Origin of the sequence: Baekduia sp., from assembly GCF_035996765.1 — a bacterium.
In the GTDB taxonomy this organism is placed as follows: Bacteria; Actinomycetota; Thermoleophilia; order Solirubrobacterales; family Solirubrobacteraceae; genus Baekduia.
Window position 1 is genome coordinate 1 of sequence record NZ_DASYJG010000100.1, and the last position, 21038, is coordinate 21038.

Here is a 21038-nt window from a genome sequence, read left to right on the forward strand (position 1 = left end):
GCCGCATCTCCGTCACGGAACGAGTCGTCGCGTATCAGAAGAAGTCGATCCGCGACCAGTCCACGTTCGAGACCGTCGAGCTCGACCTGCCCGAGACGAGCTTCGAGACCGAGGCGATCTGGTACCTGCCCGACCCGCACCACCTCGCCGAGGTCGACGAGATGCCGAGGCTGCTGGGCACGCTCCACGCCGCAGAGCACGCGATGATCGCGATCCTGCCGCTCTGGGCGATGTGCGACCGCTGGGACATCGGCGGGCTCTCGACCAACATCCATCCGGAGACCGGCCGCCCAACGGTGTTCATCTACGACGGCCACCCGGGTGGCGTCGGGATCACCGAGCGCGGCTTCGACCAGTTCGAGGGCTGGGTCACCGACACCGCCTCGATGATCCGCGGCTGCCCGTGCAGCGACGGCTGCCCCTCCTGCGTCCAGAGCCCCAAGTGCGGGAACCTCAACGACATGCTCGACAAAGCGGGCGCGCTGACATTTCTCTCGCGATTGCGGTGACCCTGTCGATTTCGGCAGATCCCGTTCGTCGTAAAGGCGACATGCACTTCTCAAAGGAGGGACCGTGAAGTACGCACTCCTCATTTACTCGAGAGACGCCGACTGGGACAACCTGTCGGAGGACGAGCAGAAGGCGGTCTACGGCGAGTATGGCGCCGTGGCCCAGAGCCCCGGAATCCTCGGCGGCGAGCAGCTCGGGCCGGCGGACACCGCGACCACCGTGCGCGTCGCTGACGGCAGCACCCTGACGACGGACGGGCCGTTCGCTGAGACCAAGGAAGGGCTCGGGGGCTTCTTCCTCTTCGAGGCCGACAACCTGGACGACGCGATCGCAATGGCGGCACGCATCCCGGCCGCACGCATGGGCGGGGCAGTCGAGGTGCGTCCGCTGGTGGAGATGTAGCACTGCTCGAGCAGGTTTTCCGCGACGAGTGGGGACGCGTCGTCGCCACGCTGATCGGCTTCCTCGGCGACTTCGACCTCGCCGAGGAAGCCGCGCAGGAGGCGTTCGCGATCGCGGCCGAGCGTTGGCCGCGCGACGGCGTGCCCGCAAATCCGGGGGCGTGGCTCGTGGTCACCGCGCGCAACCGCGCAATCGACCGCATCCGCCGCGACCGGACGCTCACCGCGAAGACCCACCTGCTCGAAGTGCCGCTCCCCGTGGACGACGACCTGGACGAGACAGTGTTCCCCGACGAACGGTTGGAGCTTGTCTTCACGTGTTGCCACCCAGCGCTCGCGACCGATGCGCAGGTCGCCCTCACCTTGCGGACGCTCGGCGGGCTCACGACCGATGAGATCGCGCGCGCCTTCCTCGTCCCGGAGCCGACGATGGCCCAGCGGCTCGTGCGTGCCAAGCGCAAGATCGCGACCGCCGGCATCCCGTTCCGGATCCCGGCCGCGCACCTTCTCCCCGACCGGTTGGTGGCAGTGCTCGCGGTCGTCTACCTGATCTTCAACGAGGGCTACGGCGGACGCGGCGAGCTCGCAGCCGAGGCGATCAGGCTTGGCCGCGCGCTTGCTGAGCTGATGCCGGACGAGCCCGAGGTGCAGGGCCTGCTCGCGCTGATGCTCCTGCACGATGCGCGCCGCGACGCACGGCTCAAAGACGGCGAGCTCGTCCTGCTCGAAGACCAGGACCGAGCGGCCTGGGACACCCGGGAGATCGAGCGGGGGCGCGCCACGCTCGAACGCGCGCTCGCGCTGCAGGGCCGAGGGCCCTACGTCGTGCAGGCGGCGATCGCCTCGCTTCACGCCGACGAGCCGCGCGACTGGGCGCAGATCGCGGCGCTGTACGGAGAGCTGGCGCGCGTGACCGACTCGCCGGTGGTCCAGTTGAGCCGCGCCGTCGCGGTTGCCGAGGCCGACGGTCCTGAGGAAGGATTGGCGATCGTGGACGGCTTGACGCTCGAGGACTATCACTACTTGCACGCGACGCGTGGCGAGCTGTTGCGCCGCCTGGAGCGCACCGACGAGGCGCGCGCGGCCTACGAGCGCGCGTTGACGCTCGTCCACGACGACGCCGAGCGGCGGCTGCTCGAGCGGCGGATCGCGGAGCTCGTCGGATGACGTCCGCGTTGTTGGAGGCCTTGCCGTTGCCGATCGTCGGCGCGCCGATGGCCGGCGGGCCGACGACGCCGGCACTGGCCGCGGCGGTCAGCGAAGCGGGCGGCCTCGGGTTTCTCGGCGCCGGCTACAAGACGGTTGCGGCGTTGCGTGAGGACATCGCGGCCACGCGTGCGCTCACCGACCGGCCGATCGGCGTCAATGCCTTCGCGCTGCTTGGTGCCGCACCGGGCGACGCGGAAGCGATCGCCGCCTACGCCGCGCGGCTGGCCGGCGAGGCGGCGCGGGCCGGGGTGGAGCTGGGCGAGCCGCGCTTCGAGGACGACCATCTCGCGGCCAAGATGGAGGCCTTGATCGCCGACCCTGTGGCGGTCGTGTCGTTCACCTTCGGCCTTCCGCCACGTGACGCCGTCGAGCGCCTGCATGCCGCGGGCGCGGAGGTGTGGATCACCGTGACGTCGCCCACCGAGGCGCGCGCTGCCGCCGTGTTGTCGCCCGACGCGCTCATCGTCCAGGGCCTCGAGGCCGGCGGCCACCGCGGCGTGTTCGTCGACGACGAGAGCGCGTCAGATCTGACGCTGCTCGCCGCGCTGCAGCTGATCGGCGCGGCCGTCGACCTCCCGCTGGTCGCGACCGGTGGGCTGACCACCGGTGCGGCGATCGGCGCCGCCCTGGTCGCCGGCGCGGCCGCCGCGCAGGTCGGCAGCGCCTACCTGCGCACGCCCGAGGCAGGAACCTCGGAGGCCCAGCGCGCCGCCACCGCCACCAATGCGCCGACCGCCCTCACCCGAGCGTTCACCGGCCGGACCGCACGCGGCATCGTCAACCGCCTGCTGACCGAGCAGTCCGCTGCGGCGCCCCGCGCCTATCCGGAGATCCACCACCTCACCGGGCCACTGCGCGCCCATGGCCGCGCCGCCGGCGACGCCGACCTCATCAACCTCTGGGCGGGCCAGGTCCACGCGCTGGCGCCAGAGCTGCCGGCCGGCGAGCTGACGCGACAACTGGTCGCCAACGCCCGCGCCGCGGTGGCTGCTGCCCGCGCGAGGTTGGGCTGAAGGCGCACCCGTCGCCGTTTGCGTAGCACCAACGGACCTGGTTAGGGTTGGTCAACGATGCACACATCTGACTCCGCCCTCGTGATGCTCGACCCGTCCTTCATCCTCTCGGCCGAGGGCACCGCCTGGATCGAGGAGGAAGGCGCCCACGCCTCGCGCGGCGTCATCGTCCCCGCGACGTTCATGGCTTGGTTGAGCTCGGGTGCGCCAGTCGCGGAGCTGCTGATACTCGTTGCGCCGGAAGACGTGGAAGGCCTCGAAGAACGCCGGGCCCTGCTGGCACAGCTGTTGCGAGCGACGCCGACGTTCAGCTTCGAGCAGGGCGATCTCGAGATCCAAGACCAGGAGGTCATGCTCACACTGCTCGAAACCGGCGGCCCCATCGCCGCGACCTTCGCTGACGAGTGGGCGTTCTTGCAGTCGCACTCGTGGATGGTCTCGAAGCTGCATCTTCCGCTGGATGCGTTCCGGGACGCAGGCGCCGCGGTCCTTGAGTACGGACGCCGCTTGCGTGACGAGATGGTGAGCGTCGTGATCCGCCAGAGCGCAGCACCCCCAGCGCTCACCGGCACCTTGCTGGCCAGGGCCGCGGCAAAATGGGTCGTCGTCGGTGGCGCCGGAGCGGGAGGGGCGCTGCTGGGGCCAGTCGGCGCCGGCATCCTCGGCTCCGGAGTAGCGGTGCCCGTCGTCCGCGCCTTCGATCCGTAGCCGTCGGCGCACTCGCGGCGCCCGCCCTTCAGCGTGGGCGCGCCACGAGGTGCGTCAACTGGTCGACCACCAACTTGACGTGGCGGCGCTGTGTCGCGGGGTCGGTGAGGTCGCGGCCCATGCCGGCCAGGAAGGTGTCGTGGTTGGCGCGCAGCGAGAACGTCAGGGCGACGAAGAGCAGGACGGCGTCGTCGACCGCAAACGGCGCGGTGCCGCGGCGGCGGCCGGCGCGACGGATAGCGGCGAAGGCCTCTGTCATCACCGCCGACGCCGTCGGCCGCGTATCGCGCAGGCGGGCACCGCCGGCTAGGTCCTCCCATCCGATCAGCCGCACGAACGCCGGCCGGCCGACGAGGAACGCCAGGTAGTCGGTGACCGCGCGCCCGAGCGCGCGGCGCAGGCCGGCGTCGTCGCCGGCGCGATCCTCCGCCCAGGCCGCCAACGGCGCGAACGCCGCGCGCGTCGCCTCGTCGCGCCCGGCGAAGACGCGATCGAGGACGGCGCTGTAGAGCCCCTCTTTGTTGCCGAAGAAGTAGCTCGGCGTCCCGCGCGACAGCCCGGCCGCCTCGCCGATCTCCTGGAGGCTGACGCCGTCGAAGCCGTGGTCGCTGAACTGGCGCTCGGCCACGTCGAGCAGCAGGGCGCGGCTGCGGTCGGCATCACGACGGCGGGGCTCGGACGGCATGGACAGAGCAGGTTATCCACCATGCCGGTCGTAACTTGCTGGTCGTTCAGCTATCTTGCTCGACATCATGGCCACGCTCTACTACGACCTCGGCTCGCCCTACGCCTACCTCTCCGTCGAACGCGCCACTGCCGTCGTCGGCACCGCGCCGCGCCTGCAACCCGTCCTCGCCGGCGCGATCTTCAACCACCGCGGCCACGGCAGCTGGGGCCACACCGAGGCACGCGCCGTCAACCAAGCCGAGATCGAAGCACGCGCCGTGCGCCACGGCCTGCCGCCGATCCAGTGGCCACCAGGTTGGCCGCCGAACACGCTGCAAGCGATGCGCGCCATCGTCTGGGCCCAGCAGGCGCACGGCGCCGGCGACACCTTCGCGCGCATCGCCTTCCGCGCGGCGTTCGCCGAGGGCGCCGACCTCGGCGACCTCGCGGTGCTCACCGACATCGCCGACCGCGCCGGACTTCCCGCGGCAGAGCTGGCGGAAGGCATCGCCGACCCCGACGTCAAGAGCCAACTTCGCGCCGCCACCGACGCGGCCATCGCGGTCGGCGTCCGCGGCGTCCCCACGCTCGCCCTACCTGACGGCCGCCTGCTCTTCGGCGACGACCGCCTGGAGGAGGCTGCGTTCCCCCCGTCGACTCCAGGCCGCTAGTCCACCAGCGCGAAGAGGATCCCCGACGCCTGCAGCCGCGCGCGCAGCGCCGGCCCCATCGCCTGCGCCGTGGTCACCTGACCGGCCGTGGCCGGCAGGTCGTCAAACGCAAGGCAGAGCGTTGCGTCGGCGAGCATCCGCGAGGTCTCGCGATAGCCGGGATCGCCGCCGCTGACCTCGCAGACCACGCGCTGGCCGCCGCCTTCTCCGACGATGCGCAGCGAGAACCAACCGGCGTCCATCTGGCGCTCCGACGGGCCCTCGCCCTGCGGAACACGGGCGAGCAGCGCACGGCGCAACGGTCCGATCTGCGCCGCGGCGACGAGGCCGAGAACGCCACCCACGCCGCCCACGGCGATCGGCAGCCGCTTGACCGCGGCGTAGTGGCCGTAGGAGAAGCTTGGGCCGTAGCGCGGCAGCGCACGCGCCGAGCGGCCGATGATCTGCGGGTCGATCGTCGGCAGCGGGACGGCCCAGGCGTCGAGCGCCCGATGCGGCGTGCCGGGCTCTTCCACACGGACGTTCCGGCCGTCGGTCACCGTCGGTTCAGCACGCCGCCGGGCGCGTGCGGCCGACACGTTCTGGCGCACGCGCGAGAAGCCCGTCATCGCCGAGGCGAACGTCCCGCCGCTGAAGCGCCCGCCGGCGCGCAGGTAGCCGCGCAGCTTCAACGGCACGCCCTCCGGCAGCTGTTCGACGGCGAACTGCACGCCGAGATCGTGCGGGATCGAGTCAAAGCCGCAGGCGTGGACCAGCCGCGCGCCCGAGGCGACCGCGGCCGCGTGGTGGGCGACGTAGCTGCGGTCGACGAACTCGGGCTCGCCGGTGAGATCGAGGTAGTCGGTGCCGGCCGCGGCGCATGCGGCCACGACCGGATCGCCGTGGACGATGTAGGGCCCGACGGTGCTGGTCAGCACGCGCGTGGCGCGCGCGAGGCCAGCGAGCGACGCCGGATCCTCGGTGTCGGCGATCACCAGCTCGGGCACCGGCGCATCCGGGTGCGCCGCGGTGACGCGGTCGCGCACCGCCGCCAGCTTGTCGTGGTTGCGTCCGGCCAAGGCCCAGCGCAGGTCGGCCGGCGCGCGGCCGGCGAGCTCGACGGCGGTCAGCGCGCCGGTGAAGCCCGTCGCGCCGAGCAGGGCGACGTCGTAGGAGCGGTCTGAAGCGGGTGCGGCCATGGCTGACCGCACCCTTTCACACGGACTAGGCCGAGTCCGAGCGCGCCACATGCCGGCAAGCGGCCATGCAGCAATCACCCACGCGGGGGTGCAATGCCGAGAAAGGTGGTTACGATGATCAGACGTCAATCCGATCCGAACCAAGGGACTTCGATCGTGCGCTTCCGCTTCGCTTTGGCCGTGATGGTCGCCGGCATGCTCTTTGCTGCCGGGATCGCCTCCGCCCAGAGCACCACCCAAACCTCGACCGACGAGTCGCTCTCCGGTTACACCAACACGTCGACGACCAAGGCAAAGACGGTCGCGCCAACGCAGACGACCGCTCCGGCCACCGCGGGCCAGGAGGAGAACTCCGTCGCCCCGTCGGTCGCAGCCCAGTCGGCGCCTAGCAACCTCGCGTTCACCGGCGGCGAGCCGCTGTTGCTGATCGCCCTGGGCCTCGGCCTCGCCGGCGGTACCGCCACGCTGCTCGTGCGCGACCGCCGCCGGAGCTCGCAGAACTCGTGACCCCTGGGCCCGTAGGGGCCCACCCACCCGGCGACGACCGCGTCACGCCCATCGGGGCGCGGCGCACGTCGGTCGCCGACCTGCAGCGGGAGGTCGAGCGCCTCAGTACGGCGCTCGACCTGGCCGAGACGCGCCGCCGCACGGCGGAGCGCACGCTGGCCGACGTCGCCTCGATGGCGGCAGCGGACACGATGGACCTCCGCGCCCGTCTGGCTGAGTTGCAGGCGCGGCTCGATGGCGCGACGGCTGCTCCGGCGCTCGCCGCGGGCGTGGGCGGGTCCGATGACCGCACGCGCCTGCGGGCGCTGCGGCGCGTCCTGCTCCTCGCCGGTCTGGTCATCGGCGTCGCGCTGCTGGCCGACGGCATCCTGACCATCGTCTGGCAGGAGCCGATCACCGCGCTGCAGCAGTCCCACGATCAGGCGGCGTTGCGCACCGACCTACAGGGCCTGCAGCGCACGCTCGCCGCCGCGCCGAAGGTGGCCCGCGAAAGCTCCGCCGCGCGCATGCGGCGCCAGGCGCTGACGCTCCTGCGCGCCAAGCGCCCGGACGGCTCGGCGCTCGGCTCGGTCGACATCCCGCGGATCGGCCTGAAGACCGTCTTCGTGGAGTCGACCGTTCACAATGCCCTTAAGAAGGGCCCCGGCCACTATCGCGGCACGGTGCTGCCCGGCCTGTATGGGACCGTCGGCCTCGCCGGCCATCGCACCACCTACGGCGCGCCCTTCCGTCGCGTCGACGAGCTCTCGCCTGGCTCGCGCATCATCCTGCGGATGCCCTACGGCCGGTTCACCTACAAGGTGACCGGCTCGCGGATCACCACCCCGAGCGACGCGTCGGCGCTCGTCTCCCACGCCGGCACCCGACGCCTCGTGCTCACCGCCTGCCACCCGCTGTACAGCGCCGCCAAGCGGATCGTCGTCAGCGCGCGGCTGGTGTCTGCGACCCCGGCGTAGCGCCGCCCAGGCGCCGCTCGCAGACGTCGATCGCATCGGTCGACGCGTCGACCAACACGAAGCGCCGCCCAAGCTCCTGTGCCGCGGCGCCGAGCGTCCCCGAGCCCGCGAAGAAGTCCAGGCACCATCCGCCCGGCTTCGAGGAGGCCGCGACCATCCGCCGCACGACACCGAGCGGCTTCTGGGTCGGATAGCCAGTTCGCTCGCTCCCGCTCGTCGGGACGATCGTGTGCCACCACACGTCGGTCGGCCGCTTGCCGCGCGCCCGCTGCTCGGGCGTGACGAGGCCGGGCGACATGTAGGGCTCGCGGTCGACCTCGGCGTCGTCGAACCAATAGCGCTGAGGATCCTTGACGTAGACGAGGATCACGTCGTGCTTGGAGGGCCAGCGCGAGCGCGCCTTGGCGCCGTAGTCATAGGCCCAGATCAGCTCGTTGAGGAAGCTCGCGCGGCCGAAGATCTCGTCGAGGAGCACCTTGACGTAGTGGCTCTCGCGAGGGTCGAGGTGGACGTAGAGCGTGCCGTGATCGGCGAGGAGCCGGCGCGCCTCGACGAGTCGCGGCGCGAGGTAGCCGGGCAGGTCGTCGAAGGAGTCCGCGTAGGCCATGCTCGGCCCGAGCACCTGCTCGGTGCGGTAGCGGCGGCCGGCGAAACCGGTGCGCTCACCGGCCGGATCGGCGACGGCGCGCAGGCTCGACCGGGCCTGCGCGCGCCCGGTGTTGAACGGCGGATCGATGTAGATCGTGTCGAACGCGCCGTCGGGCAGCAGCGGCAGGATCGCCAGGTTCTCGCCCTGGATCAGCAGGTCATCGTCGAGCGAGACAGATGTGGCCGGGATGTCACGCAGGACGCGCACGGCTCGCGAATGTGCCACGGTGCCCGGACGATGCGACCACGGCGAGCGCAGGCGACGCGCGCGGCGCGATCGGGAGTGAAAAGCTCGTCGCGTCGATTCGCGCTGCTTGCGCTGGTCGTCGTCCTGGCGGGGGCCATCATCGTGGTGCTGGGTCGCAGCGGCGAGCCGGCGGGCCCGCGCGTGCTGGCTCCGGGCCGCGGGACGACCGACACCACCAGCGACCCCTTCGCCTACGACGCCGACCGGCGCGCCGCCTTCGAGGCCCGCGCCGCCGCGGGCCTCAGCCACGTGCTCTACGCCAAGAGCCCGGGCGGCGTGCTGGCCACCGCGCAGCGCGTGCAGCGCTTGCGACCGATGGTCGAGGATGTCGCCGAGCGCGCCCATCAGGATCCGGACACGCTCGAGGCGATCGTCTTCTTGGAGAGCGCCGGCCGGCCAGATGTGGCGGCCTCTGACGATCTGCGGTCGGCCGTCGGCCTGACCCAGATCCTCGCCCAGACCGCGACCGGGTTGTTGGGGTTGAAGGTCGACGTGGCGGCGTCGGAGCGGATCACGCGCCGGATCGGACGGTCGACGTCGTTCTCGCGGATCGCGCGGCTGAAGGCCCAGCGGCGGCGTGTGGACGAGCGCTTCGATGCACGCAAGTCCTTGGAGGCGACGACGCGCTACTTGGAGTTCGCCCAGGGGCAACTCGGACGCGACGATCTTGCGATCGAGAGCTACCACATGGGCGTCGGCAACCTGCAGCGGGCGCTCAAGGCCTATGGGTCGAACGAGATCCCCTACGCGCAGCTCTTCTTCGATTCGACGCCGGTGCGCCACGCGGCCGCCTGGCGCGTGTTGGCCTCGCTCGGCGACGACTCCTCGACCTACCTGTGGCGCATCGGCGCGGCCAAGGCCATCATGTCGCTCTACCGCGAGGATCCGAAGAAGCTCGCTGCACAGGCGGTGCTGCAGGGCAGCCCGGCGGGCGAGCGGGTGCTGCGGCCGGCGGCGTCGACGCCCGTGTTCGCTGATGATGGTGCACTGCGCAGCGACGCGCTGGCGGTCGTGAGCGGCACGGCGCTGCGGCCGTCGCGTGCGCTGGCGGCGGCACCAAGCGCCGGGCGCGCGCTGCAGCCCGAAGCGCTGCGCATGTTGCGGTATCTCGCGCTCGGCGTGCGCGAGGTCTCGGGCACCGCGCCGATCATCGTGACCTCGGCGACCCGCAGCGTACAGGGCGAAGCGGCCGACACCCGCGGAGCCTTCGGCGCCGAGACGCCCCCGTCGACCCATACGACCGGCTACGCCTTCGACCTCAGTCGGGATTACCGCTCGCCGGCCCAAGCCCAGGCCCTCCAGTTCTGGCTCGACCGCCTCACGGCGCTCGACGCCATCGCCTGGGTGCGGGAGCCGGACGTCATCCACGTGATCGTCGGCCCGCGGGCGCGCGAGTTGTCGTAGGAGTTGATGCGGGAGCGTCTGGGTGACCAGTGCGCGGCGCCTATGACGGTGCGCTACGCGGTTTGATGGCAGCGAAGAGAGCGAGCGGCGAGTGCAGCTCGGTGCGCCTCCCATCAGGCGCCCGCAGCGCCCGCCGCTCCTCACTCCCTCGGTGCCGACAGACCCCGCAGCACAACGCCACCCGCGTGCGAGCGGAAGACCATCAACTTGCGCCGATCCCACGCCGCGGCGACCAGCAACGCGTCGCGCTGGACGCCGCCAACTTACGAGTTCGTGGCAGAGAGCAAATCCTTGGCGACCTGCCCGACGTGCTCGCCCGTGATGCCGAGCTTCTCGAGCACTTCCTCGCCGGGTGCCGACGCCCCAAACCGATCGATGGCAACGGTGCGGTCAACCCAGCGCTCCCAGCCCATCGAGACGCCGGCCTCGACCGAGACGCGCGGCAACGTCGGCGGGAGGACCTCGTCGCGGTAGGAGTCCTCCTGCTCGGCGAAGAGCTCCCAGGAGGGCATCGAGACGACGCGTGCGCCGATGCCTTGGGCGGCAAGGATCGCCTGTGCGGCGATCGCGGTGTGGACCTCAGCGCCGGTGCCGACGAGCGTCACGTGCTCTTCGCCTTCGGCGGCCGGCGAGACGATATAGGCGCCGCGACCGACGCCGTCGAAGTCGATGTCGAGCACCGGCAGGTCCTGGCGCGAGAGCGCGAGCACGGCCGGGCCCTCGAGATCCTCGATCATCACGCGCCACGCCTCGGCGGTCTCGTTCGCGTCGGCCGGGCGGATGACCGTCAGGCCCGGGATCGCCCGCAGCGCGGCCAGGTGCTCGACCGGCTGGTGGGTCGGGCCGTCCTCGCCCAGCGCGACCGAGTCGTGCGTGTAGACCCACGCGACCCGCAGGCCGGTGAGCGCGCTCAAGCGAATCGAGCCGCGCATGTAATCGGCGAACTGCAGGAACGTCGAGCCGTAGGGGCGCACGATGCCGCCGTGGGCCGCCAGGCCGTTGACCGAACCGCCCATGCCGTGCTCGCGCACGCCCCAGAACATGTTCCGCCCAGCCTTGGCCTTGGTGTAGCGCTCGTCGTCGCCACCGGGGAACTCGGTCTTGGTCGACTCCGAGAGGTCGGCCGCGCCGCCGACGAGCGTCGGGACGAACGGCGCCATGACGGCCATCGCCTTCTGGCCGGCCGAGCGGGTGGCGATCTTCGCTTTCCCGCCCCAATCAACATTCCGCAGCGCCTCCTTCAACCCCGGCAGCGGCTTGCCGCCGTACGAGCCGCCCTCCCACGCCAGGTCCCACGCCTTGCCCGCGTCCGCGTCCGCGTCCTTGAACGCCTCCAGCCGCGACTGCCACTCAGCCTGCGCGGCGGCACCGCGCTCAGCCGCCTTGCCGAACTCCTCGTAGACGCCGTCGGGCACGAAGAAGTGCTTGTCGGGATCCCAGCCCATGACCTCCTTGGTCGCGCGGACCTCGTCCTCGCCGAGCGCCGCCCCGTGCGCCTTGGACGTCCCGGCCTTGTGCGGCGACGGGTAGCCGATGATCGACTTGACGCGGATCAGCGTCGGCTTGGCGGTGTGGCGCTGGCCCTCCTCGATCGCCTCCTGGAGCGCGACGAGATCCTGCGCGTCGTGGACCTCCAGCACATGCCAGCCGTAGGCCTCAAAGCGCTTGCCGACGTCCTCGGTGTCGAAGCTCAGCGTCGTCGGACCGTCGAGCGAGATCGAGTTGTCGTCATACAGGTAGACGAGCTTGCCGAGGCCGTACTGACCGGCGATCGACGCGGCCTCAGAAGCGATGCCCTCCATCATGTCGCCGTCGCTGACGATGGCGTAGGTGAAGTGGTCCATGACCTCGCTGCCGTACTTCTCGCGCAAGAAGCGCTCGGCAAGCGCCATGCCGACGCCGTTGGCAAAGCCCTGGCCCAGCGGGCCGGTCGTGACCTCGACGCCGGGCGTGACATGCACGCGATCGCGCTCCGGATGGCCCGGGGTCAGCGAGCCCCACTGACGGAACTTCTTGAGCTCCTCCAGCGGCAAGTCATAGCCCGACAGGTGCAGGACGCTGTAGAGCAGCATCGACCCGTGGCCGGCGCTCAGGACGAACCGGTCACGGTCCGGCCAGTCCGGGTCCTTCGGGTTGTGCCGCATGACCTTCGCGTACAGCACGTACGCGGCGGGAGCCATGCCCATCGGGAGTCCCGGATGGCCGCTGTTGGCCTTCTGGACGGCGTCCATCGACAGCGTGCGGATGGTGTCGACGCCCTGCTGGTCGATCGAGCGCGAGGTGGAGGCTTCCATGCCCCACAACCTACCCGCACCCAAACCACCCACCCACCCCCGTGCTACGGGGTCAGCTGCTTGGTCTCGTCCGGCGCCTCGAGGGCGGGGTCCGAGTGCGAGGCGCGAAGCTCGTAGGCGGCGCGCTTGCCGGCGTCGAGCTCGATCAGCACCTTGTCGGCCTTCAGCGCGCGGCTGAGGCTCTCGCGACCGCCGCGGGGCAGCAGGTTCATCACCTTGGTGATGCCCGCGACCGAGCGCGGGACGAAAACGTCGAAGCGCGCCTCCTTCAGCGCCGAGACGATCTCGTTGGCCACGTCCTCGGGCTGGATCAGCTTGACCCCGCGCGTGTCCTGCAGGCCGGCGGCCAGCTCGGTGTTGACGACGACCGGCATGACGCAGGAGACCTCGATGCCGGTGCCGCGCAGCTCGGCGCGCAGGGCCTCGCTCATCCCCACCACGTAGTGCTTGGTGCCGCAGTAGGTGCCGCCGCCGGGGAAGCCGCCCTTGCCGGCGGTCGAGGCGATGTTGACGACGTGGCCGCGGCCGCGGGAGAGCATCCGCGGGACGACCTCCTTCACACCGAACATCACGCCGTTGACGTTGATGTCGATCATCCGCTGGGTGGTGGCGTCGTCCTCCTCCCAGATCGTGTGACCGACCTGCATGATCCCGGCGTTGTTGACCAGGACGTCGACCGGGCCGAGCTGGGACTCGACGCCGTCGAGGAAGTCCTTGACCGAGGCGCGCTGGGTCACGTCGAGCTGGAAGGCGACGGTGCCGTGACCAACCTCCTTGGCGGTCTGCTGGGCGGTCGCGAAGTCCAGATCGCCAATAGCCACCTTCATGCCCTCGCGCAAGAAAGCCTGCGCGGTGGCGCGGCCGATGCCGCGGGCGGCGCCGGTGATCGCGGCGACCTGACCGGTGAGGATGCGGTGCTGCTTGGCCATGGGACAGACCTCTCGGACAAAGGTGACGGGTGCGTCACCGTACCAGTCTGGGCTTGACGGTGCGAGGTAGGCTGACAGGGTGTCAACACCAGTCGCGGTCGTCCTCTCAGAGCTCCAGCAGGCGACGTTGCGCGCGCTGGTCGACACCTTCGCGCCGGAGGTCGCGGTCGACGACGATCCGGCGGGGTTCTGGGCGCGCAAGGCGTCGGACCTCGGCATCGATGTCGCGATCGCGCAGCAGCTCTCATCGGGTGTCGTCCCCGAGGACCAGCTCGAGGGCATGCGCCAGCTGCTCGACGGCCTGCGCGCCGAGGGCTTTGACGAGGCGCCCCAAGCCGCCCGCGAGGCCATCGTGCACGGCTTCATGGACGCCGACCCGGGCGCGCTGGCCGGCCTCAGCGGCCTCCGCTCGCTGACGTTCTTGTTGTTCTACGCGATCCCGGATCCGACGACCGGCCGGAACCCCAATTGGGAGACGATCGGCTACCCGGGGCCGCGCGCAGCGCCGCCGTCGGCCGACGCGGCGCCTAAGACGATCCCGCTCGTGCGCCCGGTGGGCGACACGCTGACGCTCATCGCTGACGCGGTCGTCGTCGGCTCGGGCTCGGGCGGCGGCGTGATCGCCGGCAAGCTCGCGGCCGCTGGCCAGGAGGTCGTCGTGCTCGAGGCCGGCGGCTACTACAACGAGTCCGACTTCAACCAGCTCGAACTCTGGGCTTACGAGCACCTCTACCGTGCGGGCGGCGTCGCGCAAACCGCTGAGGGGCAGGTCGCGCTGATGACCGGCGCCAACCTCGGCGGCGGTTCGACGATCAACTGGAGCAACTGCCTGCGGACCTCCGACTGGGTCCGCGAGGAGTGGGAGCGCGACCACGGGTTGGAAGGGCTGGCCGGGCCGCAGTTCGACCGCCACCTCGACGAGGTCAGCGCGCGGATCGGCGTAACCACCGACTGCTCGGATGACAATGGGCCCAACCAGCGCCTGCGCGAGGGCGCCGACAAGCTAGGGATGAGCCACCGCCGCATCGCCCGCAACGCGGATGCCGGCAGCTACGACGCCGACCTCTCCGGGCTGTCGGGCTTCGGCGACGTGACGGGCGCCAAGCTCGGGACGCTGAAGACCTACCTGCAGGACGCGGCCGACGCCGGCGCGCGCTTCGTCGTCAATTGTCGCGTCGACCGCGTGCTGGTGGAGGGTGGCCGCGCCGCCGGCGTCGAGGGCACCTATCTCGACGCCGAGGGCCGCCTCGCACGCGTCGTGGTCCGGGCGCCGCGGGTGGTCGTGGCCGCCGGCGCGCTCGACACGCCGGCGCTGCTGCTGCGCTCGTCCATCGGCGGTCCGGCCGCCGGCGACTACCTGCGGCTGCATCCCGCCACGGCGGTCATCGGCATCTACGACGAGCCGCAGCGGGCCTGGTGGGGCCCGCCGCAGAGCGCGCTGAGCGACGAGCACCGCGATCTGGCCGACGGCTACGGCTACCTGATCGAGACCGGCCATGCCTCGCCGGGGGTCACGGGCATCACCATGCCCTGGGAGACCGGCCGCCAGCACAAGGAGGACATGGCGCGCGGCCCCTTCACCTCGGCGCTGATCGTCGTGCTCCGCGACCGTGGCCACGGGCGCGTGACCATCGACGGCGCCGGCAATCCCGTGCACACCTATCCGCTCAGCGACGGCATGGATCAGGCGCACTTCCGCCACGGGCTGATGACGCTGGCGCGGATGCATGAGGCCGCGGGCGCGCAGGAGTTGCTCTCGACGCACCGCAAGCGTCAGCACTGGGTGCGGGGCAGCGAGGAGAGCATCGACGCCTACGCGCGGCGCATCCACGACGCGCCGCTGTCGCCGTTCGAGCACATGACCTTCTCGGCGCACCACATGGGCAGCGCGCGCATGGGCACCGACCCCAAGACGTCGGTCGCCGGGCCGTTCGGGGAGCTGCACGACACGCCCGGCGTCTGGATCGGCGACGGCTCCGCCTTCCCGACGGCCAGCGGCACGAACCCGATGCTCACGATCATGGCGCTGGCGCACCGCACGGCCGAGGCGATCGCCGCCACCTGATCCGTCGGCCTTTACGAGCCGTTCATCACCGGTCAAGGTTGACATGTCACCATCCAGACATTCCAGCCTCCGCACCTAGACGTCAGGTCCTGCGCCACGCGCTGCTCGGCCTCCTCGCCGACCGGCCGATGAGCGGCTACGAGCTGGCCCAGCGCTTCGAAGCGTCCGTGGGCAGCACGTGGTCGGCGGGCCACTCGCAGATCTATCCCGAGCTCAACCGCCTGGCCGACGACGGCCTCGTCGCGGCCGGCGAACCCGGCCCGCGCGGACGCAAGACCTATGTGATCACCGACGAGGGGCGCGACACGGTGCGCGCCTGGCTCGCCGACACCGACCCGGACCGGACCGTCCGCGACGAGGCGGCGCTGCGCACGTTCTTCCTCTGGCTGATGGAGCCCGCCGCAGCCCGCGCCCACGTCGAGGACGAGCTCGCCGCCGCCCAGGAGATGCTGGAGGCGTTGCGTGGCACCGCCGCCGCGCGCCGCCCCGCCACGCCGGCCGAGCGCTCGCAGCGCATCGCGCTGGAGGCGGGGCTGCGCTGGGCCCAGGCGCGGGCGGAGTGGGCGCGCTGGGCCCTGGCACGGCTCGACAGCGAACCGGCATAGTCCAGACGGCGACGTCCGAGCAGTGCGGCACGCCTGGACGATCCACCAGCGCGAGACGGCCTGGTCGCCCAGTAGCGTTCGGACATGCCGTCGTTCTTCGAGCACGAGGGTCACCGCCTCGCCTACACCGTGTACGGCGAGGGTCCGCGCACGACCGTCCTGCTCCACGGGCTGCTGCTGTCGCAGAAGATGCACCGCCCGCTGGCGCGCGCCCTGGCCCGCGAGGGCAACCGCGTCGTCACGCTCGACCTCCTCGGCCACGGCCGCTCGGACCGCCCGCGCGACATGGCCGCCTACTCGATGCCGTTCTTCGGCGAGCAGGTGATCAGCCTGCTCGACCACCTGGAGGTCGACGAGGCCGTCGTGGGCGGCACCTCGCTGGGCGCCAACACGACGCTCGAGGCGGCCGCCGCGCATCCGGAGCGCGTGCGCGGGATGGTCGTCGAGATGCCGGTCCTCGACAACGCGCTGCTGGGCTGCGCGGTCGCCTTCACCCCGTTGATGGTCGCGCTGACCTTCGGCGAGCCGGTGATGAAGGGCGTCTCCTGGGCGACGCGCAAGCTGCCGACCGGGCGCGTCTGGGGCGCCGACGTCCTGCTCGACACCGTCCGCCAGCAGCCGGGGCCATCGGCCGCCGTGCTGCAGGGCCTCTTCTTCGGGCGCGTCGCACCGCACCGCGAGATCCGGCGCACGATCGCCGCGCCGGCGCTGGTCATCGGCCATGATCGTGACCCCGTCCACCCCTTCAGCGACTCGGATGCCCTGGTCTCCGAGCTGCCGAACGCCCGGCTGCTGCGGGCCGATTCGCTCTTCGAGCTCCGGCTCACGCCCGAGCGGCTGACCGGCGAGATCTCCGGCTTCTTGGACGAGTGCTGGAAGCCCCGCCGCAAGGTCCGCGCCCGCCGCGCGGCGGGCGTCGCGTAACCCGTCGCTGACACAGCGGCAAGTTGCTTACGCCGCGTTAACGCTCCCACCGCTACGCTCTCGCGCGTGTCGAGTCGCCAGGAGGAGAAGGAGCGCCGCCGTCGCGAGCGCGAAGAGCGCGAGCAGGCTGAGGCCGGGAAGGTCGCTAGCAAGCGACGGCTGCAGCTGGTCGCGGGCGCGGTGCTGGGCCTTGTGGCCATCGCGGCGGTCGTGGCCGCGATCGTCTCTAGCGGTGGAGGCGGCGACAGCAAGGCCGACTCCGGATCGTCTTACGGCTCCGCGTCGATTCCCGCGCGCCAGACCACGAACTTCGACGAAGCCGTCAAGGCGTCGGGCTGTCAGTTCCGGACCTTCGTCAGCGAGGGCCGGACGCACCTGCCCTCCGACACGGCCGTCAACAACAGCTACAAGACCAACCCGCCGACCTCGGGCAACCACCGCCCGACGCCGGCGCAGGACGGCGTCTACGCGCCCGGCAACACGCCGGCCAAGGAGAACTTCGTCCACACGCTCGAGCACGGGCGGATCGAGCTGCAGTACTCGCCAAAGGCCTCCAAGACGGTCCGCGACCAGCTCAACGCGCTGTTCAACGAGCCGGTCAAGGGCGCCAACGGCTACCACATGCTGCTGTTCGAGAACAACACCAACATGCCTTACGAGGTCGCGGCCACCGCGTGGACGCACCTGATCGGCTGCAAGACGGTCAACGACAAGACGTGGGACGCGCTGCGCGCCTTCCGCGACCGCTTCGTCGACAAGGGCCCGGAGCTCATCCCGTAGAGGGAGACCATGTCGCTTCGCGACTGGGGACCCACCTACGGCGGCGACGACTGGCCGCGCCGGTACGAGGCGTCCAGTAGCCGCCACCGGCACCCCTAGCGAGGCGCGGGCGGGCCGGGCGGCGACACGATGTCGCGCCCGGTCGGCTGCAGGTCGGCGTCGAGTTCGAGCTGCCAGAAGTAGCGGGTGAAGGTGGTGCCGGCGCCGAAGTCGCCGACGTGAGGCTCGGGGCGCTCGCCGTTGGCCATCTGTGCGATCAACTCCGGGTAGCTCTGCCCCGGGCGGGCCGCGTAGACCGGCGCGGGGAAGGCGCCCCCGAACCGCGTGTTGACGTCGGTGATGCCGAGGCCGATGTCCTTGTCGCGGAAGGCCTGGACGGTCGCGGGGCCGCGGACGCCGAAGGCCTCGACGGTGCGCCGCCCGAGGTCGATCAGCTCGGCGTCGTCGATGATGGTGCCCTTGATCGACTCGCCGCCGCGCGACTCGAGCATCGTCCGCGGGATGGCATTCAGGCAGCGGCCGTCGCGGTCAGAGAGGCAGTCGATCGAGAACTCCGGACCGTCCATCAGGCGCTGCAGCATCACCGGCTCGTCGATGTAGTCCACGAAGAACGCGGCCTCGCGCGCATCGTGCGCCACGAAGATGTTGCGCGCGCCGGAGCCGTGGATCGGCTTGACCATGACCGGGAAGGACTCGGGCTCGGCGCTTCCGGGCAGGACCGTCGGGGGTGACGGCAGGCCGTGCTCTCCCAGCAACTCATGGCAGGCATATTTGTCGTAGGTCCGCTCGGCGATGTGCGCGTCGGGCACCAGCGCTTGGCGCAGCCGACCGTCGGCGCGCGCGTGGGCGAGGACGTCGATGTCGAGATCGGTCAGCGGGACGATCGCGCCGACGTCGTGCTCCTCGCAGAGGCGCTGGAGCGCCGGCACGTAGTCGGGGTCCTTGATCAGCGGGACCGCGGTGCGGACCGTTGCGGCGTACTGTGCCGGCGCCAGCGGATTGGGATCGCAGGCGATGACGCGCGTGTGCTGGGCAAACGCCGCAACGATGTCATAGCGCTTGCCGGTGCCGGTCAACATGACGGCCTTGTTCGTGCTCACGAGGGGTCCACCCATCCGCCGGTCTCGCCTTTGTAGAGGCCGTGGCCGGTGACGAGCATCCGGGCGGTCAAGTACAGGATCTTGAGGTCGAGGGCGGTGGTCGCATGCTCGATGTAGAACAGGTCCAGCTCGATGCGCTGGGGCCACGGCAGCGAGGCGCGGCCGTTGACCTGGGCCCAGCCGGTGATGCCGGGCTTGAGCGCGAGGCGGCCGCGCTGGCGGCCGGTGTACTGCGCGACCTGGATCGGAACGGTCGGGCGCGGGCCGATGATCGACATCTCGCCCTTGAGCACGTTGACGAGGTTCGGCAGCTCGTCGATCGAGGTGCGGCGCAGCAGCGCGCCGACCTTGGTGATCCTGCTGTCACCATCATCGACGGCGAGCCCCGCGCCCATCTTCTCGGCGCCGGAGACCATCGTGCGGAGCTTGAGGACGTCGAACGGCGCGCCGTCCTTGCCGACGCGGTGCTGGCGGTAGATCGGATGGCCCTTGGACTCCAAGCGGATCGCGAGGACGGCGAGCGCGACGATCGGCGACGTGACCGCCAGGACGGCGGCGCTGACAAGGACGTCGAAGAGGCGGCGCAGTGGCTCGGGCACCTAGCGCGTCCCTTCTGGTGGGTCCCAGCCGGCGGCGGTGCCTTCGCGAAGGTGGTCGAAGAGGCCGAGGGCGATCGAGCCCTGGGTCAGGATGTAGTACTTGCCCAGCAGGAACGGGCGTGCGCGAACCGGGGCGAAGGCGGCGACGAGCAGCAGCAGCTGGGCGCGGCGTAGCGCGCGGGGTGCGGTGAGCAGCGCGAGCACGTGCAGCGCCGGCCCGAAGTAGCGCAGCCAGCGGTGGCTGGCGATCATCATGGTGTACTTGCCCGGCCAGCCGCGCGGGTCCAGCAGGCCGCCGTGCAGGACGATCGCCCAGGCGTGGCTCATCATCCGCCGCTTGCGGGCTGCCTCACCTTCGACGTCGGGGACCATCCGCTCGGTCGCGCGCGCCAGCGGCTGCTCGACGCAGCGCCAGCCGTCGCGGACCAAGGTGAAGGGGAACTTGAGGTCGTGGCCCATCACCGGGTCGACTTCGACGTAAGCGTCGCGGCGGGTCGCGTAGATCGCGCCGTTGCCGGCGGTGACGCTCGCCAGGTCTGACTCGCGGGCGCGCAGGAACATCTCGTAGCGCCAGTAGACGCCCTCCTGGTTGGTGCCGCCGTCGGGGTTGACGAACGTCACGCGCCCGCAGACGTAGCCGATCTTCGGATCGTCGGCGAACGGCGCGACCAGGGCGCGCAGCGCATCCGGCTCCCACAGCGCGTTGGCGTCGGAGAAGGCGACGATGTCGGCGCTGCTGCGGCGCACCGCGGCGTCCTGGGCGGCGACCTTGCCACCACGCGGGAGGTCGAGGACGACGTCGGCGCCGGCCGCCCGCGCGGCCTCCGGGGTCCCGTCGGTCGAGCCGTCGCAGGCGACGACGACCTCGAGCTTGTCGCGCGGGTAGTCCAGCGCCAGCGCATTTGCGACCTTGGCCGCGATGACGTCGCGCTCGGCGTGGGCGGCGACGATCAGCGAGACGGTCGGGAGCGCAGCGTCGGCCGCGGCGGGCGACCACGACTGGCGCACCACGCGCCGCAGCAAGCCGAGCGCCAGCCCATAGCCGACCTGCGCCCAGGCCAGCAGGCCCGCCGAGATCCAGAAGATCACCCGTCTCACGAGCGAGTGAGCATGCCGCATTCGTCGTTCCCCGGCGGGCTCAGGCGTCGCGCAGGGCGGTGTAGAGCGCCAGATGGCGTTGGGCGATGGCGTCCCAGGCGTAGGTCGTCTGGGCCGCATGGGTGGCGGCGAGGGCGAGGGTCGCGCGGCGGTCGGGGTCGGCGAGCAGCGCGGCGAGGGCGGCGTGCAGGGCCTCGGGGTCGCCGGGCGCCACCAGCTCCGCGGCGCCGGTCGCGGCGACCTCGCCGAAGCCGCCGACGTCGGAGAGCAACAGCGGGCGGCCGAGGCCGAGCGCGGCGTAGAGGACGCCGGACTGGTCGATCTCGCGATAGGGCAGCGTGACGAGGTCGGCGCGGCGCAGGACGCCGGCGAGCTCGGCATCCGTCACGAACCGGGGCACAAGGCGGACGCCGGGTGGGAGCGCGGTCGGGAGCGGCATGCGCGGCATGCCGACGATCCACAGCTCGCCCGGCGGGTTCGCGCCGAAGCGCCGCCAGGCGTCGAGCAGGACGTCGATGCCCTTGTA

Annotated in this window: 22 protein-coding genes; 13 read left to right on the top strand and 9 right to left on the bottom strand. The window is 71.4% G+C overall.

The window, feature by feature from the left end:
* From VGO10_RS21595 to VGO10_RS21615, 5 genes are all read left to right on the top strand, one after another.
* On the top strand, window positions 1–509 hold a 509-nt coding region (locus VGO10_RS21595), incomplete at its 5' end, for a Zn-binding domain-containing protein (protein ID WP_327472078.1).
* 64 nt (window positions 510–573) lie between these two features.
* On the top strand, window positions 574–912 hold the full coding sequence (locus tag VGO10_RS21600) for a YciI family protein (RefSeq protein WP_327472079.1): 339 nt from the start codon (window positions 574–576) through the stop codon (window positions 910–912).
* Window positions 913–914: 2 nt separating this feature from the next.
* Window positions 915–2078, top strand: coding sequence for an RNA polymerase sigma factor (locus VGO10_RS21605; protein ID WP_327472099.1), 1164 nt, complete (start codon window positions 915–917; stop codon window positions 2076–2078).
* Window positions 2075–3133 (top strand): nitronate monooxygenase, encoded by a 1059-nt coding sequence (locus VGO10_RS21610; RefSeq protein ID WP_327472080.1) that lies wholly within the window; start codon window positions 2075–2077, stop codon window positions 3131–3133. Before VGO10_RS21605 ends, VGO10_RS21610 begins: the two co-directional genes overlap by 4 nt.
* A 57-nt stretch (window positions 3134–3190) precedes the next feature.
* Complete coding sequence (locus VGO10_RS21615; RefSeq protein ID WP_327472081.1) at window positions 3191–3841, top strand: hypothetical protein; 651 nt, start codon at window positions 3191–3193, stop codon at window positions 3839–3841.
* A 28-nt stretch (window positions 3842–3869) separates the two neighbouring features.
* On the opposite strand, the gene VGO10_RS21620 is transcribed toward VGO10_RS21615, so the two are convergent.
* Window positions 3870–4526: a TetR family transcriptional regulator gene (locus tag VGO10_RS21620; protein ID WP_327472082.1), complete on the bottom strand. Its 657-nt coding sequence runs from the start codon at window positions 4524–4526 to the stop codon at window positions 3870–3872.
* A 67-nt stretch (window positions 4527–4593) separates the two neighbouring features.
* Here VGO10_RS21620 and VGO10_RS21625 point away from each other — a divergent pair, with 67 nt between their 5' ends.
* On the top strand, window positions 4594–5178 hold the full coding sequence (locus VGO10_RS21625; RefSeq protein ID WP_327472083.1) for a DsbA family protein: 585 nt from the start codon (window positions 4594–4596) through the stop codon (window positions 5176–5178).
* Here VGO10_RS21625 and VGO10_RS21630 read toward each other — a convergent pair.
* On the bottom strand, window positions 5175–6356 hold the full coding sequence (locus tag VGO10_RS21630; RefSeq protein ID WP_327472084.1) for a saccharopine dehydrogenase family protein: 1182 nt from the start codon (window positions 6354–6356) through the stop codon (window positions 5175–5177). The two genes, VGO10_RS21625 and VGO10_RS21630, sit on opposite strands and share 4 nt — an antisense overlap.
* 156 nt (window positions 6357–6512) lie before the next feature.
* Here VGO10_RS21630 and VGO10_RS21635 point away from each other — a divergent pair, with 156 nt between their 5' ends.
* Together VGO10_RS21635 and VGO10_RS21640 are read left to right on the top strand one after the other, a co-directional pair.
* A complete protein-coding gene (locus VGO10_RS21635; protein WP_327472085.1) occupies window positions 6513–6863 on the top strand; it encodes a hypothetical protein in 351 nt (116 codons plus the stop codon).
* Entirely contained in the window at window positions 6860–7819 is a 960-nt protein-coding gene (locus tag VGO10_RS21640) for a class E sortase (protein ID WP_327472086.1), read from the top strand. Before VGO10_RS21635 ends, VGO10_RS21640 begins: the two co-directional genes overlap by 4 nt.
* On the opposite strand, the gene VGO10_RS21645 is transcribed toward VGO10_RS21640, so the two are convergent.
* On the bottom strand, window positions 7785–8657 hold the full coding sequence (locus VGO10_RS21645) for a site-specific DNA-methyltransferase (RefSeq protein WP_349258978.1): 873 nt from the start codon (window positions 8655–8657) through the stop codon (window positions 7785–7787). The two genes, VGO10_RS21640 and VGO10_RS21645, sit on opposite strands and share 35 nt — an antisense overlap.
* 93 nt (window positions 8658–8750) lie before the next feature.
* Here VGO10_RS21645 and VGO10_RS21650 point away from each other — a divergent pair, with 93 nt between their 5' ends.
* The gene (locus VGO10_RS21650) at window positions 8751–10118 is read left to right on the top strand and encodes a transglycosylase SLT domain-containing protein (protein ID WP_327472088.1); all 1368 of its coding nucleotides are present in this window, start codon (window positions 8751–8753) and stop codon (window positions 10116–10118) included.
* 263 nt (window positions 10119–10381) lie between these two features.
* Here VGO10_RS21650 and tkt read toward each other — a convergent pair whose 3' ends face one another.
* Window positions 10382–12412 carry a transketolase gene (gene tkt, locus VGO10_RS21655; RefSeq protein ID WP_327472089.1) on the bottom strand — a complete coding sequence of 677 codons (2031 nt, stop codon included), beginning with the start codon at window positions 12410–12412 and terminating at the stop codon, window positions 10382–10384.
* Window positions 12413–12456: 44 nt separating this feature from the next.
* Window positions 12457–13341, bottom strand: a complete 885-nt coding sequence (locus VGO10_RS21660; RefSeq protein WP_327472090.1) for an SDR family oxidoreductase — start codon at window positions 13339–13341, stop codon at window positions 12457–12459.
* A gap of 79 nt (window positions 13342–13420) precedes the next feature.
* Between VGO10_RS21660 and VGO10_RS21665 the strand changes: the two genes are divergently transcribed.
* The 4 genes from VGO10_RS21665 to VGO10_RS21680 all read left to right on the top strand — a co-directional run bounded on the left by VGO10_RS21665 (window position 13421) and on the right by VGO10_RS21680 (window position 17715).
* A complete protein-coding gene (locus tag VGO10_RS21665) occupies window positions 13421–15406 on the top strand; it encodes a GMC family oxidoreductase N-terminal domain-containing protein (protein ID WP_327472091.1) in 1986 nt (661 codons plus the stop codon).
* 101 nt (window positions 15407–15507) lie between these two features.
* Window positions 15508–16011: a PadR family transcriptional regulator gene (locus tag VGO10_RS21670; RefSeq protein ID WP_414642274.1), complete on the top strand. Its 504-nt coding sequence runs from the start codon at window positions 15508–15510 to the stop codon at window positions 16009–16011.
* Between the two features lie 84 nt (window positions 16012–16095).
* Complete coding sequence (locus VGO10_RS21675) at window positions 16096–16935, top strand: alpha/beta hydrolase (RefSeq protein ID WP_327472093.1); 840 nt, start codon at window positions 16096–16098, stop codon at window positions 16933–16935.
* A 66-nt stretch (window positions 16936–17001) separates the two neighbouring features.
* Complete coding sequence (locus VGO10_RS21680; protein ID WP_327472094.1) at window positions 17002–17715, top strand: DUF3105 domain-containing protein; 714 nt, start codon at window positions 17002–17004, stop codon at window positions 17713–17715.
* Window positions 17716–17810: 95 nt separating this feature from the next.
* Here VGO10_RS21680 and VGO10_RS21685 read toward each other — a convergent pair whose 3' ends face one another.
* The 4 genes from VGO10_RS21685 to VGO10_RS21700 all read right to left on the bottom strand — a co-directional run.
* Window positions 17811–18815: an ATP-grasp domain-containing protein gene (locus tag VGO10_RS21685; protein WP_327472095.1), complete on the bottom strand. Its 1005-nt coding sequence runs from the start codon at window positions 18813–18815 to the stop codon at window positions 17811–17813.
* Window positions 18812–19414, bottom strand: a complete 603-nt coding sequence (locus VGO10_RS21690) for a sugar transferase (RefSeq protein WP_327472096.1) — start codon at window positions 19412–19414, stop codon at window positions 18812–18814. Before VGO10_RS21690 ends, VGO10_RS21685 begins: the two co-directional genes overlap by 4 nt.
* A complete protein-coding gene (locus VGO10_RS21695; protein WP_327472097.1) occupies window positions 19415–20512 on the bottom strand; it encodes a glycosyltransferase family 2 protein in 1098 nt (365 codons plus the stop codon). It lies immediately after the preceding gene.
* Between the two features lie 40 nt (window positions 20513–20552).
* The coding region (locus VGO10_RS21700) for a glycosyltransferase (protein WP_327472098.1) at window positions 20553–21038 on the bottom strand (486 nt) is incomplete at its 5' end.